Origin of the sequence: Burkholderia seminalis, from assembly GCF_001718535.1 — a bacterium.
Taxonomy (GTDB): Bacteria; Pseudomonadota; Gammaproteobacteria; order Burkholderiales; family Burkholderiaceae; genus Burkholderia; species Burkholderia seminalis.
The window spans coordinates 99,806-113,656 of the sequence record NZ_CP013399.1; the positions used below are offsets into that span (position 1 = coordinate 99,806).

Consider the following 13,851-nt stretch of genomic DNA (forward strand, 5'->3'; position numbering starts at 1 on the left):
GCGGTCACTTTTCCTTGTCTTCCGAGGAAAGGTAACCAAAGGAAAGACGCGTCCCTGGGCAGACGCCAAAAGGGCCTGCCCAGGTTCGTGTTCTCTTGATCGGCCGCGGTTCGTGACATGCCGGCACTTGGTGGCGACGAGCCGGTACGAAGCCGCCGCGTATCTACTCGGCCGTATGCAACTGCTTGATCAATTCGCCAACGAAGTCCGTCAATACGGTGGACAACACGCGTCCGGCCAGCGTCTGGATCTGGATCGCGCGTAACGACATCCCCGGATGATCGATCGGAATTGCTACCAGGCCGTCCGCCGCCAGACGTGCCTGCACCGTCATGCGGCTAGTCAGCGACACCACACCGGACATTTGAGTGAACGCATACAGCGTGCTCGAGTTGTTGCAGGTCAGAACGGGCTCAAAGAGCAGATTCTCGAGGCTGGCGGTCGTATCGAAAAGTTGGCGGATCGTCGTGCCGCGGTCCAGCAGGGCAATCGGGAAATTCCGCAACTCGGCCATCGACACGGTCGCGCGCCCGGCCAGCGCGTGAGTGCGGGGCACGACGGCGCAAATGGGCGCGCTTTGCGTGTACTCGACGTTGATCTCCGGCTCTCGTACGACACCGAAGGTCAGACCGATATCCGCTTCGCCACTCCGTACGTGTGCCGTCACATCGCCAGGCGCAGTCACTGCCACCTCGAAACAGGTACCGGGTGACCTTTCCAGGAATTGCGTGATGGCGCGAGGGAGAACATCCCGGGCAAACGCTTCCGACGCCGAGACGCGGATGGTGCTTCGATCGAATGAGTTCAGCGCCTTGATCTCCTCGATCACCTGCTGACCTTCGAGCAGGGTTCTCCGGACATGCGCGGCCAGCAGCTCCCCGGCCTTGTTGGGGACCATGCCACGCGCCTGACGCTCGAAAAGCGGGCAGCCGATCTCCTCCTCGAGCTTCGTGATCTGGCGGCTGATCGCCGAGATCGAAACGTGCAACTTGTCGGACGCCTCGCTCAGCGAACCGGTGTTTGCAACGGCAAGGAAGTATCGGAGTGCAGCGTTGTGCATGACGGGCCGCCAAGTTTGCGTTATCGGAAAGCGGGGCAGGCGAAAAAGTCAATTGTAGTGCGCATTTTGGTTCCGTACGCTTGACTCATCAGGGTTGACACACCGCTCTTCCACGATACACGCGAGGATCACGATGACGCGCCGCCAAGCAATCGACTCTGCCACAAACTATTTCGATTCGGGTGGATTCCTGAAAGATCTCGCGCGTCGCGTCCACATGATGACGGAAAGTCAGGATTCCGGAAGATTGAACGAGCTTCGAGCATACCTCGTCGACGAGATTTCCCCGTCGATTGGCCGTATTGGTTTTGAGTCGCGTATTGTCGAAAACCCCGTTGAAGGGCATGCGCCGTTTTTGATTGCGACGCGTATCGAGGATCCCTCCCTTCCGACGATGCTGATGTACGGGCACGGTGATGTCGTTCGTGGTTATGACGGACAGTGGATGGACCAGATGTCGCCATGGAACATTACGGTTGAAGGAGACCGGTGGTTTGGGCGGGGCACGGCGGACAACAAAGGGCAACACACCATCAACCTGGCCGCGTTGGAGCAAGTCATAGAGGCCAGGAATCGACGTCTGGGTTTCAATGCGACGCTGCTGCTCGAGATGGGGGAAGAGACAGGATCGCCTGGGCTACGCACGGTGTGCGAGCAGCACAAGAACCTTCTCGCGGCCGACCTTCTGATCGCTTCGGACGGCCCCCGGGCCAGATCGAATGTCCCGTGTGTTTTTCTTGGGTCTCGCGGATTCGTCAACTTCACGCTTTCCGTCCGGCTCCGTTCGGGCGCCCATCATTCCGGAAATTGGGGAGGGGCGCTCAGCAATGCCGGAACCGTACTCGCCAACGCAATTTCATCGCTCGTCGACGGGCGTGGGCGGATCCTCGTCGACGCGCTGTTGCCGAAGCCTATTCCGGTTGCGGTACGAACGGCGCTGAAGAATATTGCCGTCGGCGGCGGTCCCAACGATCCTCAGGTCGACGGTCATTGGGGAGAACCTGGCTTGACGGCTCAAGAGCGTGTCTATGCATGGAACGCCCTTGAGGTACTGGCCTTCACCACCGGTAACCCGACCAGCCCGATCGGGGCGATTCCTCCCGTTGCGCATGCGCATTGCCAACTCCGATACGTCGTCGGTACGGATTGCGAGCGTATCGAAGAAGTTCTACGGCGTCGCCTCGACGCGTGCGGCTTCGACAGGGTCGAGGTTGCGATCGGCGAGCGGATGGGCGCCACGCGTCTGCCGCCGGAAGATCCATGGGTCGCATGGGCGCTCGATTCAATCGAGCAGACGACGGGAAAGCATCCCGATTTGCTTCCCAATCTTGGCGGGTCTCTGCCAAACGACGTCTTTTCCGAGGTTCTGGGCCTTCCAACGATCTGGATTCCGCACTCGTACGGAGCCTGCTCCCAGCATGCCCCGAACGAACACCTGCTTGGAAGCGTCGCTCGTGAGGCGCTGCAGATCATGGCCGGCATATTCTGGGATCTCGGGGAGTCGGCATCCGCTGTCCGAGATCGACGCAGGGAAGGAGCACGTGTTGACCGGGCATAAGACGCCCATTTTTAATGCACTTGTTATCGTAAGTTAACGGAGAATGAGATGCGTACGATGGAAATGGTGGATGCCGCGCCGGCAAGGGAACGAGCGCCAAACGTTTTTCGACTGGTGTCTGCCGCAACCGTCGGCAATGCGTTGGAGTGGTTCGACATACTGATTTACGGATTCTTCGCCATCTCGATTTCAAAGGCTTTCTTTCCGGCGTCGAGCAGTGGGGTATCCCTGCTTCTGACCTTCGGGACATTCGCGATCTCGTATTTGGCCAGGCCGATCGGCGCGCTCGTGCTGGGTTCGTATGCGGATCGTCGCGGTCGCAAGGCATCGATGATGGTTTCGATTGTTACGATGATGGTCGGCACGACGACGATCGCACTGACGCCGAGTTACGAGTCGATCGGGGTGACCGCACCGATCCTGGTGATCTGCGCTCGATTGCTTCAGGGTTTTTCCGCGGGCGGCGAATTTGGCAGTACAACGGCCTTTCTGGTGGAGCAGTGTCCCGAACGCAAGGGATTGTTCGCCAGCTTCCAGTTCGCGAGTCAGGGATTGAGCTACATGCTCGCGGCCGGTTTTGGTGTTCTCCTCACCTTGACCCTGGATGGAGACGCGATCGACTCATGGGGTTGGCGCGTGCCGTTTCTCTTTGGCGTGCTGATCGGTCCCGTCGGTCTGTACTTGCGAAAGCACGTGCATGAGAGCGATGGCGCAAGGCATGAAAGGCCCGAATCGTTCCCGGTGAGGGAGGTGTTCGTCAATCAGAAAACCAGAATGTTGTTGGCGATCGGTACGCTCGTCCTTTCCACTGGCGCCAGTTACGTCATTCTTTATATTCCGACCTACGCGGTACGCGAGCTTCATCTGCCTGCCAGTTTCGGCTTCATCGCAACGATGTTGACCGGCGGCATCCTGACGTTCGTCACGCCGTTCGTTGGCTATCTTTCGGACAAGATCGGCCGCGTTAGACTGATGACCTGGGCCGGGACAGCATTTATCTTGACCATTTATCCGGTCTTCAAATTGCTTGGGGCGCATCCCGATCTGGGAAGGCTCATTGCGATGATGGCCTGGATCGGGACGCTGAAGGCGGTCTATTTTGGCGCACTACCCGCGTTGATGTCGGAAGTATTTCCGACAGGAACCCGGGCGACCGGTATGGCTATCAGCTACAACATCGGCGTCACGCTGTTTGGCGGCTTCGCGCCGCTGATCGTCGCATCGTTGATACATCAGACAGGCAATTTGGCATCGCCGGCGTTTTACCTGATGCTGCTCGGCGTGCTGAGTTTGAGTGCATTGCGGGGATGCCGATCGATGTTGAATCTTCGATAGGCAGCGCATCGAGCGATTGCTTCACCGGATGCGGTCCGAGACTGTTTCGATGAAATGCGAGGCGAGGTCGGAATGAGTGCAAGGAAACTGGACACGGTATCGTTGGAGGCCTCGATGTGGAATTGGCTGTTGCCACCTTCGGAGCGGGCCCGCGTGTGTGTCGTCGTTGATCCAAGCCCTGGCGTGGCCGCGGTTTCAGCGACCGTAGCCTCCTTGACGGCGGTGCCGGAGGTGGCGCTTCTCCAGATTGACGATCCCGCTGATGCACACCGTGCATGGAGCGAGTCGCTGATGTCGGGCAGCATGTCCAATGCGTCCAAGACGAGTGGGGATGACCGGTTGAGTCAATTGCCGCGAGGCGTGCCGTTGCTATTGTGGTCGACACGTCCGCAAGACCTCGACTGGCTCGGCAGCATCGAAGGAAACAGGGTGAGTGCTCTCGTTACCGTCGAGGGCGACGGGGTCGAAATGCAAGTATCTCGTCTTCTCACGCTTGTTTTGAAGGAGTTGAAGCAGGCGATCGCCGAGCACGTATTAATTTACTGATGCGATAAAAATGGTCTTGCTTCGGAGTGTGGCTTTCCGGATTTATTCGAGTCATTTCAATGACGGAGAACGGGCCCGGTCGCTACGGAATTCCCGCGTGTATGCAGGAACGACATGCGCGACCAGGTATCCCGCTACACGCGATGTCGGCTTGTTTTACGCATGACGGGCAGCGGACTCGATGCAACGCCTCGAATAGCCGAGTTGGCTTGAAAGATATTCGACGATTCTCGTTCCGAGGCGAGATCGGTTCAGTCGACACCTTGTACTCGGCATGACGATGCGCGCGAAGTGCCGGGCACGCGCCCGCGCTTCGCGGGCAGAACATATGTCCGTCTGGAGTGGCGCTACGGGAAAGCGCGGACCTCGCCCAGAACGGCATCTTTCCTCAAGTTTATTCGATGCGTGACGATAATAAAAATACTCAGTAAACCGAATTAATCACGTGTCTTGAATTCATCAATTTTTCATCAACATGAACGAGTGAAAGGTATGTTGACCGTTATTTCGAAGTTGAACATCGGCAAGCGGCTGGGGCTCGGTTTTGCCTTGGTATTGGCGATGTCGTTGATCGGGATCGTCATCGGACTGATGCGTTTGTCTTCCGTTGCCCAGGCAACCCGCGACCTGGTCGCCAAGCCGTTGCAGACCGAGCGGCTGGTCAATGACTGGTCCCGGCAAATCAGTGTCGCGGTTACGCGTACTACCGCGATTGCCAAGAGTGCCGATCCGGGGCTGGCCAGCTATTTCAACGACGAAGCCATTGCTGCATCGAAAGTGTCTGCGGCGAAGCAAACGGCCATCGAGGCGCTGATGACGTCGGGCACGGAAAAGCGCTTGTTCGCTGCCATCGGCGAACAACGCAAGCTTTTCCTCGCTATCCGGGATCGGATCTATGCGTTGAAGAAAGAAGGAAAAGCGGAGCAGGCCGACCAGTTGCTCGAACAGCAGTTCATACCGACCGCGCGGCAATTGGTCGACAAAGTCGACGCGTTGGTGAAGTACCAGCGCGTGGAAATCGACGGACTCGCGGCCGAGATCGACGCAAATTATCAATTCGGGCGCACGTTGATGATCGCGTTCGGCGTGGTCGGCATGCTGCTGAGCGTGGTATGTGGATGGCTGATCACCAGCAGTATTACCCGGCCGCTCATGCGCGCGACGGACGTCGCGCATCGAGTGGCCAGAGGCGACCTTAGCGTTCGTGTCGATGTTCATGGCACGGACGAACTCGGCCAATTGCTCGGCAGCTTGCGTGACATGCAAGCTGCACTTCTTCGCGTGGTTTCCAATGTGCGCCGCGGCTCGGATAACCTGGCGGCGGCGAGTGCCGAAATCGCACAGGGCAACGACGATCTCAGCTCCCGCACGGAGAGCCAGGCCAGTGCGCTCGAGCAAACCGCCGCGTCCATGGAAGAACTGAGTTCCACGGTGGCCCGGAATGCCGATAACGCTCACGAAGCGAATCAATTGGCCGTGAACGCGTCCACGGTTACCGCGCAATGCGGCGAAGTGATCAACCAGGTTGTGGCGACCATGAAGGGCATCCACGACAGTTCCCATCGAATCTCGGATATCACGGGTGTCATCGACAGCATTGCCTTTCAGACGAACATCCTGGCCTTGAATGCCGCGGTCGAGGCTGCGCGTGCCGGCGAGCAGGGCAGAGGTTTCGCGGTCGTTGCCAGCGAGGTGCGCAGCCTGGCCGGACGTTCGGCCGATGCGGCCAAGGAGATCAAGAAGCTGATCGGCTCGAGCGCGGGGCGCGTCGCTCAAGGCTCGGCGGAAGTCGAGCGCGCGTGGGTGGCGATGACCGAAGTCGTGAACTCGATCCGTCGCGTCACCGAGACGATGAGCGAAATCAGCGCCGCCAGCACCGAGCAATCGCTCGGCGTGGCCCAGATCGGCGAAGCCGTCGGCCAGATGGAGCGTACGACGCAGCAAAACGCCGCGTTGGTCGAGCAAACGGCGGCAGCGGCCATCAGTCTGCGTCAGCAGTCCCGGGAACTCGTGGAGGTCGTGTCGGTGTTTCAGCTTGGACGAGGTGAGGGGCTGTAGAGCCGAGCGTATTGTCGAATGGAAGAGACGGTGCGCTCGCGAGCACGGCATGCGGGCGCACCGTCGCGCTGAATCGCGGTCAAGCGAACGCGGACGAATGGCCCGGTCCCTTGATGCCGGATGTTGCCCGACAGCGCGTCGGGCAATGCGACGATCGAATCGTAGCGCGCGGAAAGGCGGTCTGCCTGCGCACCCGCGTGACTCAGTGTTTCCCGCTCCGCAGTCGTGGCTTCCCATTGTCGACGCACGAATTGCTCGTGTCGAATCGGCAGGGGGTTCCGCAGCCCGATGTCGTCGTGTCAGCCTCGATCGAGCATCGCACGGTCCGGCATGCGTCCGTCCATGGAGTGTCGGGTCAACGCGTCCTGGATCGCCCGGGCTTCTCCCATTGAACGCCGACCAGATAGAACCGGCTCATCCGCGCGCTTGCAGATGCAGGTCACGGCGGACGATAGGCGTGGCATGCCGTTCTCCCTGTCCGGCGCATGATCGGCAGATGGAAGCCGCGAGCCGCCGCCGAGGCGCTGCTCGGCGATGCCCGGCCGGCATCGGGCAGGGCACCGGTTGCCGGTGCCCCGTTTACTTGTCGTACCAGGTGTGGATTTTCGACGCGCCCTGTTGCTGCAGGTATTGCTGAAGCTCCTGCTCACTGCGGACCGACGTCGTCTGGTTGATTTGACGATCGGTGATATCGAGGCGGTCGCCGACACGTTTCGCGGACACCAGGTGGCCGATGCCCGAATCGCGCTGCATGCCGAGCGCGAACTGGTGACCTTCCGGGAATTGAGCCAGCCCCTTGACGAGATCGTCGGCGGTGCCCTGGCGATGCTCGACGTTGCCGTTGTTGATGTGCTTGAACGCGGCGGTCACCGTATCGGGCTGCATGCCGTGCGCACTGATGTCGTTCACGTCCTGCTCCGACAGCCCGAGCTTCTGCACCACCGTGGGTTCGGACCAGCCGGTCAGGGACGCGATGGTATGCAGGCCGCAATCGTTCTGCGTGCCGGCATGAAACGGCGTGGTGCCATTGTCCGCACTCATCGCGGGGCCCGTTGCACCTGCACCCCGCTTCGGGCGAGCCATCGCTGACAAATCGGAAAGCTATCCTAACGATGCGGCAGGCGCCCGCGGTTTTCCTGCGGGATGCCCGGCCGGGCTGTCCTGCGTGTGTTCGGAAACGGCGCCGCTGCGGGTGGACGAAATTTTCATGATGGACGTGCTCCAGGAAGAATCGGGAGGGTGCCGGCGGCCCCGGGCCGGACAACGGCTTCCAGGGGAAGGTGCGACGGTCGCCGAACCTGTCGGACCGAGTGTGGTGGATGCATCGATCTTGCCCTTGCGTGAGCGATCGCCTTACCTTAAAGTAAGGAATATAGGAGGTACCATCATGACAGCAGCAACCATCACATCAAAGGGTCAGGTCACGATTCCCGTGGACGTGCGCAATCAGCTTGGTTTGCAGGCCGGCGACCGGATTGAGTTCAGCTTTAACGAGGGAACTGGCAGGTATGAGGTCTATCCGGCCACGCGGTCGCTTGCGTCGCTCAAGGGCATCGTGAAAAAGCCCGCGAAACCGGTGTCGATCGAGGAAATGAATCGAGCCATCGCGGACCAAGGAGCATCCGCGAAATGATCGGATTGGATACGAACGTGCTGGTCCGCTACTTCGCCCAGGACGACGACGTACAGTCGAGGAAGGCGACGGCGCTGATGGAGTCTCTGTCGACCGAGCGGCCGGGATACGTTTCGCAGGTCGCCTTGGTCGAAGTTGTGTGGGTGCTCGGGCGGTGCTACGGCGTTGAGCGCGAGCAGATGAAGGACATCATCGACTCGATGATCGGCACCAAGGAACTGGCAGTTGAAGGTGCGGACACGGTGCGAAAGGCACTTCGCGTGTACGCGGCATCTTCAAAGGCGGATTTCGCAGACTGCCTGATCGAGCGTTCCGGCCATGCAGCCGATTGTGAGTACACGGCTACCTTTGATGTCGGGGCCGCCAAGGTCGCAGGGATGCAGTTGATCAAGTAATCGCCGTGCAAGCCGATAAACAGGAAACCAGCCTGGCGCGCTAGCCAGTGCTCCGCACGGCCGGCAGCCGAAGCAGGTGTACAAGCTGAAAAAGCTTTCTTCATGGCGTGCAGTGTTGCGAGCGTGGCAATTGGCGCCGCCTCGGCAGTAAACGCAATGGATGGAAGCTACGAAGTTCGTTGGGAGTCTCCTACGCTGGAAAAATCAGCCCGGCCGGGCCAGCAGCCCGATACCGGGCGACCAGCCGTTCAATCTGCCGTCGACTGATCCCGAGCTGCTCCGCGGCTCGCCAAGGCATCAGACGCTGCTCGATCACGGCTTCCACGACCTTCAGACGATCCAGCTCCCGCATGCTCATGGTGATCAGTCCAGGTTGGCCCACGATGCGCTTCGGCAGTTCGAACCGCCGCCAGCACGCGCCGAAACCCCCGAACACGACATTAGGATATAGCTGCTACACACAAAAAGTTGATCATCAGCATTATGTTAAATGAGGTTGCTAACGGAACCCGGCACTTCTGTCAGGTTGAAGTAGCTGTTTGTAAATATATTTACAAACGCTTACATTGTTTCGGTCGCTGCAACAGTCATGGATACCGCCGTGCCCCGCCATGGGGCGCTTTCCGATTTTCTCGCGCTTACGGACGGTCTGTCCATTTCTCGCACGGCTGAGATTCTCCGCTGCTGCACGCGCACCATTCGCAACTACGTCGCCGGCCGCTCGCCGATCCCGTGGCATCGTATCGAGCTGCTGCGCCTACGCGCGCTCGATGCCGATACAACCCGTACGGCGGCCGTCGCCATGCAATCGACTGACCGCCTTGATTCGGTCGCCGGTGCAAACGTTGTCGCCAACATAGAACCTGATCCCGCGTCGCGTGACGTGCTGCCCGACGAAATGCTCGCTTGGGTCGGCGTCCACGCGTCGCATTTTCTCTCAAGCCAACGCAGCTTTTTGCACTACGTGCGGGGCTGGAACGTCGTGGACAAGATTCGTCGAACCAAACGCGAAGGCACCTTCGCGACCGTTCTCGCGCAATGGCGTGTCCTAGCTCTCGAGCTTCCGCGCATGTGGCGCAGCGGCCCGTTCTGGACCGGTGTCGGCCCGCCCGCGTATCATCGTCGAGAAAGCTAAATGTAACATTGTGTTACCCTGCGGCTTTCGTTTCTACAACGCAAAAAGGACAATCCATGACCTTTTCCGGGGTACGTCGCGCATGCGGCGTGTTTGCTGTCGTCTGTGTTTCGGCGTTCGTGACCCAATCCGCGTCAGTGGCCGCGCCGACGCCTTATCGCATCAAAGACGGTACGTGGTTCGGTTGCGATACCAAAGATCGTTTCTATAAGATCATGTCTTTCGACAAAGTCGCGTTCAGGAAAGCCGCGATCAGTGCGGTCGAGGCGGGCAATTGCACGCTGTTCCGTGCCGGCCAGACGGTCTACCTAGGCGATGTGCCGATCCTTGGCGGGGTGATCCAGCTTCGTCGCGAAGGCGATACCGAGGAATACTGGACGAATCGAGAAGCGATCAGCACCAAGTAAGCCGCAGCGAAAACACACCACGAAGCCCGCTCCAGCGGGCATTTTCATTTCTGAGCGCCCTTCCCGCGTCGATCGTTGACACAACGCCTCGCCCCACGAATACTGTGCTTTTATACAGCACTCGTGCTGACCGTGAAACACAATGACGACGCGAACGTGTGGGAATTTTTCAATGAACGCGCCGCGATCATGACGTTCGACGCGGGTATCCCACGATACGACGCTGATTTTCACGCGATGGTCCGCACCCGCCTGTACTTCGATCCGCGCGGCATCATCATGCCGGCGGGCGGCTATTTCTCGTGCTTCTGGAACACCGAATTCAGATGGAACGACGGCACGGGAACGCCCGTGACCTACCCGTGTGCCGTCACCCTGCATTCCATGTGACGGTCGGCTGCTGATGACGCCGACCGCGTCGGGCGCATTTACTCATGGTTGTTGCAGCCGCCGGTCGATCCGAATCATTAGACAAAAGAGCCCGCATAGCGCGGCTTTTTCCTGACCCTATTGTTTACGCATTTGCGATTGCATTTGCGAGATCGTCCGGTAGCAACTTATAGTAGCTGTCAAGCTTAGAACTGAGAGCCCCAACCATTACGTTAATTTCTGCCACCACCGCATCTTCATGTCTAAGTTCCGGCCTAGTATTCCAACGACTTCCAGCAAACAAATCTAGGAGCGTCAGCAACAAGGCCCGATATTCCTGCTTGAAATCATTAGGTAAATAAAGCTGATGAGGCGTCAATGTGTTTACGAACTCTTGCACGCGACCGTAGGCCTGTCCTTGCAATGGTCGATTTTCGACAGGCTGCATAGCTCCCGCCAAAATATATGATGGAATCTCTGAAATCGCGACATAGAGTTCGTGATACGCATTCAATCTCCTATCGAAAAGCTTTTCGGCCACAGCCTTCCGCATTTCAACACGTATCTTCTCAACGCCTTGCGCGCGAGCAAGTTCGTTTTTATACGATTCCATATCTCGTGAAAGTTCATGCTTGTAACGCTCTGCGTCGCGCTCCAACCCCCTCGAAACACGCTTTGTAAGCCAAGTTGTTAGTCCTGAATCAATAAGCTTCCAGCAAGCAGCCGCGATTAGAAGAAGCACGGCCGTAACACCACCCAAAGCAGTGAGAATATTCTGAACAGTCGCCAACATAATCGTGCCCCAGTGTGCATGTCGTTGCGCGTGATATTACCCTCGATTCACGGCTAACCTCAGCAGGAACTATCGCCCCCGCTTCCGGAAATGCGATCGATGCCGATCCGTCGTCGGATCGTCGCGCACCTCCAGTTGAAGCGCCGACGTGAAACCGGCGTCGTCGGAAATCGTATGCGTGACCTGCTTCACGAGCCACGGCGTTTCGTCGATATCCGGTTTGAAGCCGGCCACGGTCACGGGCATTTCGGGAAACAGGTCGGCGCGGCCGAACGCGAGTGTGTACGACATGGTCGCTTGACTGCGCTTCACGCGCGTCAACTCCGCTTGCGCCGCCGCGCGCGCTTCCGCTTCGGTCGCGTAGTCTTCGGGCAGCACCTTTACATTCTTGTTGTTCTCGCCTCCAACGACGACAGATTTCCGCTTGCCCTTCGTGTTCGAATGGTAGTGCGCACGCACTGCCTGATAGCTTTCGCGCTCGGCGATGTGATACCGATGTTGATCGCCCGAGGCGCGAGTCAGGTTCAGCACGGCGAGCGCCTTCCCACTCACGGTCTTTCCCGAGCCGATCGGCATGAACAGCAAGTTCGAATCCTTGACGTTCATCACCGCGTCGTAACGCTTCGCCAGTCGCGTAAGAAATGACATGTCGCTCTCGTGCGTCTGGTCGATGTGCGCGATCCGGATACGTCCGATCTTCGCCTCTACCTTCGCCTTGAGCGAGTGCCGCGCGGCGATCGTCCCGACGATGTCGGCGATCGTCACGCCATGCCAACTTTTCTCGCGCCGCTCGTGCATCTTGTTCGTCATTGAAGCCGACTTCGCGCGGATCGTCAGAATGTCCGGCGCCCCGCTGTGCTCGATCTCGTCGACCGTGAATGCCCCTTTGTCGATCAGCGACTCGCCGACCCATCCAATCGACAGCTTGATCGCGGCGCCACGCTTGGGAATCGCGAACGTGCCTTTCGTATCGTCCAAGACGAGGTCGAGCATGTCGGGTTCTTCCGCGCGGGACTCAGATAGTGTGAGGCTGATGAGGTTCGGCGCGAACATGCGCGAGATATCGCGACCGTCGAGCGTGATGCGATAGTCGGCCTGGGGCTGCTTGCGCGCGGGCTGCGTTGCTACTTCCGTCATGCGTCCCCCGACACCTTTCCAAGCACGAACTGCACGACACTCCCGATCGAATCGCCGTTCATCGTCGAAATCTGGCGTGCCGCCTTGATCGCCGCATCCAGCTCAAGCCCGGTCGCGGTCGACAAGCCCTTGACGGCGGCGGCCGCCGCCTGAGGCGCCATGTTGCCGATGACGCCGATCGCGGCAGACTTGATCGAATTGATCGACAGGTTCTTGACGTTGTCGACGACTGTCGTCGCGACCTTCACGACCTGACGCACGTCGTTCAACATCTCTTTCGCCGCGTTTCCCGACTCACTGCCATCGCCTTGTGTTGCCGCGAGCGTTTCATCGGTCACGCGCTTCAACGTCAGGTTGAACTCGATTTTCTTCGCGATACCGGCCGGCGTGTGATACGTCGCCGTCTCGTTCAGGCTCTCGATGACGTATGCGCCGTAGATCGTTCCCGACTCGTCGACGAGCGCGTACGCTTCGCCCGCGTCGACTGATCCTTCGAGAACGTCGCGACCGCTTCGACTGCCTGCGCCATGTCGGCGAAGCGCTTGTCGTCGTTCACGCCCTTTTCTTTGACGAAGCCGAGGATTTCGCCGACGCGCTTGAACATCGCGAGACCGACGCCGGGCGCCTGCGCGGCTTCGAATTCGATCACCGTTTCTTCGGCCGCCGAGAACAGATTTTCGGGGCGCTGCTTGCGGCTGTTGAACGGGTTTTCCGCACCACGTCCGGCCGCGAACGTCAGAATTTCGGTCCCGAGGCTCGCGGGGCTGTCCGTCACGGCGAGGCCGACGAGATACGCTTGTTTCGTGTCGGCGAACGAGAAGTCGATTTCGACCGACGTGTAGACCTTCTGTTTCGCGTTCACCATGTCGATGAGCGCCTGCGTCGGCTTCAGTTGCGCGTACAACGCGAGTTTGCCTTTCAGCGGGCCGTCGGCGATTTCTTCGGACTTGAGCGCGGTAACGTCGCCATACGCGCCGAACGGCTGATTCGCCGACATGGGCGCGTAGCCACGGACGTGCTCGCAATTCATGCGGGCGCCGTACAGTGCGGGGTCATACTGCGCGGCCATCTGCTGAATCCATTCGCGCTCGATGGTGCGACCGTCGGTCGTTGCGCCTTCGACGGCGACACGAAACCATTTCGTCGTCGCATGCGTGCCGCCTGCACCTGCCACCGAACCGATGCCGAACGCTGCGGCGCCGGCCGCACCGAGGCCGCCGAGCACGTCGGCATGTTGGATGCCTGCGCCGACCGCCGTCGCTGCTGCATGCGCGTCGATCGCGAAAAGCGAGGCCATCGAGCCGACGGCAATCGCGAGAAGCGACAACTTACGTTTGAACATCGTATGTACTCCGGCAGGTGTTTGGTTGAACGATTTGCTTGATGCCAATCTTCGCGGTTTGCCGGTCGACGCTCAACGATTCG

At 59.3% G+C, this 13,851-nt stretch carries 14 protein-coding genes and 2 pseudogenes; 9 read left to right on the forward strand and 7 right to left on the reverse strand.

Annotated elements, in window-relative coordinates; genetic code table 11:
- Positions 1-163: 163 nt before the first annotated feature.
- Positions 164-1,060 (reverse strand): LysR family transcriptional regulator, encoded by an 897-nt coding sequence (locus WJ12_RS16350; protein WP_059561009.1) that lies wholly within the window; start codon positions 1,058-1,060, stop codon positions 164-166.
- 133 nt (positions 1,061-1,193) lie between these two features.
- Here WJ12_RS16350 and WJ12_RS16355 point away from each other — a divergent pair, with 133 nt between their 5' ends.
- The 4 genes from WJ12_RS16355 to WJ12_RS16370 all read left to right on the forward strand — a co-directional run bounded on the left by WJ12_RS16355 (position 1,194) and on the right by WJ12_RS16370 (position 6,557).
- On the forward strand, positions 1,194-2,618 hold the full coding sequence (locus tag WJ12_RS16355; protein WP_059561012.1) for a M20 family metallopeptidase: 1,425 nt from the start codon (positions 1,194-1,196) through the stop codon (positions 2,616-2,618).
- Between the two features lie 48 nt (positions 2,619-2,666).
- Entirely contained in the window at positions 2,667-3,953 is a 1,287-nt protein-coding gene (locus WJ12_RS16360; protein WP_034192150.1) for an MFS transporter, read from the forward strand.
- A 114-nt stretch (positions 3,954-4,067) separates the two neighbouring features.
- On the forward strand, positions 4,068-4,499 hold the full coding sequence (locus WJ12_RS16365) for a hypothetical protein (protein WP_154233844.1): 432 nt from the start codon (positions 4,068-4,070) through the stop codon (positions 4,497-4,499).
- Positions 4,500-4,991: 492 nt separating this feature from the next.
- Positions 4,992-6,557 carry a methyl-accepting chemotaxis protein gene (locus WJ12_RS16370; RefSeq protein WP_059561015.1) on the forward strand — a complete coding sequence of 522 codons (1,566 nt, stop codon included), beginning with the start codon at positions 4,992-4,994 and terminating at the stop codon, positions 6,555-6,557.
- Between the two features lie 579 nt (positions 6,558-7,136).
- Here the strand turns inward: WJ12_RS16370 and WJ12_RS16375 are convergent.
- Positions 7,137-7,598, reverse strand: coding sequence for a hypothetical protein (locus tag WJ12_RS16375; RefSeq protein WP_059561017.1), 462 nt, complete (start codon positions 7,596-7,598; stop codon positions 7,137-7,139).
- 346 nt (positions 7,599-7,944) lie between these two features.
- On the opposite strand from WJ12_RS16375, the gene WJ12_RS16380 reads away from it, so the two are divergent.
- On the forward strand, positions 7,945-8,190 hold the full coding sequence (locus WJ12_RS16380; RefSeq protein ID WP_034192153.1) for an AbrB/MazE/SpoVT family DNA-binding domain-containing protein: 246 nt from the start codon (positions 7,945-7,947) through the stop codon (positions 8,188-8,190).
- The gene (locus WJ12_RS16385) at positions 8,187-8,585 is read left to right on the forward strand and encodes a PIN domain-containing protein (RefSeq protein WP_034192154.1); all 399 of its coding nucleotides are present in this window, start codon (positions 8,187-8,189) and stop codon (positions 8,583-8,585) included. The genes WJ12_RS16380 and WJ12_RS16385 overlap by 4 nt, the downstream gene beginning before the upstream one ends.
- A 202-nt stretch (positions 8,586-8,787) precedes the next feature.
- Here the strand turns inward: WJ12_RS16385 and WJ12_RS34890 are convergent.
- Positions 8,788-8,943, reverse strand: a pseudogene (locus WJ12_RS34890) (helix-turn-helix domain-containing protein); the annotation flags it as partial.
- 231 nt (positions 8,944-9,174) lie between these two features.
- On the opposite strand from WJ12_RS34890, the gene WJ12_RS16395 reads away from it, so the two are divergent.
- From WJ12_RS16395 to WJ12_RS16405, 3 genes are all read left to right on the forward strand, one after another.
- Positions 9,175-9,720: a hypothetical protein gene (locus WJ12_RS16395; protein ID WP_059561022.1), complete on the forward strand. Its 546-nt coding sequence runs from the start codon at positions 9,175-9,177 to the stop codon at positions 9,718-9,720.
- A gap of 56 nt (positions 9,721-9,776) precedes the next feature.
- Positions 9,777-10,127: a hypothetical protein gene (locus tag WJ12_RS16400; protein ID WP_059561025.1), complete on the forward strand. Its 351-nt coding sequence runs from the start codon at positions 9,777-9,779 to the stop codon at positions 10,125-10,127.
- Positions 10,128-10,259: 132 nt separating this feature from the next.
- On the forward strand, positions 10,260-10,517 hold the full coding sequence (locus WJ12_RS16405) for a hypothetical protein (protein ID WP_156810497.1): 258 nt from the start codon (positions 10,260-10,262) through the stop codon (positions 10,515-10,517).
- A 124-nt stretch (positions 10,518-10,641) separates the two neighbouring features.
- Here WJ12_RS16405 and WJ12_RS35910 read toward each other — a convergent pair whose 3' ends face one another.
- From WJ12_RS35910 to WJ12_RS16420, 4 genes and pseudogenes are all read right to left on the reverse strand, one after another.
- Positions 10,642-11,289 carry a hypothetical protein gene (locus WJ12_RS35910; RefSeq protein ID WP_156444818.1) on the reverse strand — a complete coding sequence of 216 codons (648 nt, stop codon included), beginning with the start codon at positions 11,287-11,289 and terminating at the stop codon, positions 10,642-10,644.
- A gap of 69 nt (positions 11,290-11,358) precedes the next feature.
- Positions 11,359-12,426, reverse strand: coding sequence for a phage late control D family protein (locus WJ12_RS16410; protein ID WP_059561029.1), 1,068 nt, complete (start codon positions 12,424-12,426; stop codon positions 11,359-11,361).
- Positions 12,423-12,896 (reverse strand): annotated as a pseudogene (locus tag WJ12_RS16415) (phage tail protein); the annotation flags it as partial. The gene WJ12_RS16410 and the pseudogene WJ12_RS16415, both read right to left, overlap by 4 nt.
- Positions 12,836-13,816, reverse strand: a complete 981-nt coding sequence (locus WJ12_RS16420; protein ID WP_226103830.1) for a GPO family capsid scaffolding protein — start codon at positions 13,814-13,816, stop codon at positions 12,836-12,838. The pseudogene WJ12_RS16415 and the gene WJ12_RS16420, both read right to left, overlap by 61 nt.
- Positions 13,817-13,851 lie beyond the last annotated feature (35 nt).

Bases quoted from the DNA above. Each gene is read 5' to 3' on its own strand.
- WJ12_RS16360 (WP_034192150.1), top strand. From the start codon at position 2,667: ATGCGTACGATGGAAATGGTGGATGCCGCGCCGGCAAGGGAACGAGCG.
- WJ12_RS35910 (WP_156444818.1), bottom strand. From the start codon at position 11,289: ATGTTGGCGACTGTTCAGAATATTCTCACTGCTTTGGGTGGTGTTACG.
- WJ12_RS16365 (WP_154233844.1), top strand. From the start codon at position 4,068: ATGTGGAATTGGCTGTTGCCACCTTCGGAGCGGGCCCGCGTGTGTGTC.
- WJ12_RS16400 (WP_059561025.1), top strand. From the start codon at position 9,777: ATGACCTTTTCCGGGGTACGTCGCGCATGCGGCGTGTTTGCTGTCGTC.
- WJ12_RS16385 (WP_034192154.1), top strand. From the start codon at position 8,187: ATGATCGGATTGGATACGAACGTGCTGGTCCGCTACTTCGCCCAGGAC.
- WJ12_RS16380 (WP_034192153.1), top strand. From the start codon at position 7,945: ATGACAGCAGCAACCATCACATCAAAGGGTCAGGTCACGATTCCCGTG.
- WJ12_RS16410 (WP_059561029.1), bottom strand. From the start codon at position 12,426: ATGACGGAAGTAGCAACGCAGCCCGCGCGCAAGCAGCCCCAGGCCGAC.
- WJ12_RS16370 (WP_059561015.1), top strand. From the start codon at position 4,992: ATGTTGACCGTTATTTCGAAGTTGAACATCGGCAAGCGGCTGGGGCTC.
- WJ12_RS16350 (WP_059561009.1), bottom strand. From the start codon at position 1,060: ATGCACAACGCTGCACTCCGATACTTCCTTGCCGTTGCAAACACCGGT.
- WJ12_RS16355 (WP_059561012.1), top strand. From the start codon at position 1,194: ATGACGCGCCGCCAAGCAATCGACTCTGCCACAAACTATTTCGATTCG.
- WJ12_RS16375 (WP_059561017.1), bottom strand. From the start codon at position 7,598: ATGAGTGCGGACAATGGCACCACGCCGTTTCATGCCGGCACGCAGAAC.
- WJ12_RS16395 (WP_059561022.1), top strand. From the start codon at position 9,175: ATGGATACCGCCGTGCCCCGCCATGGGGCGCTTTCCGATTTTCTCGCG.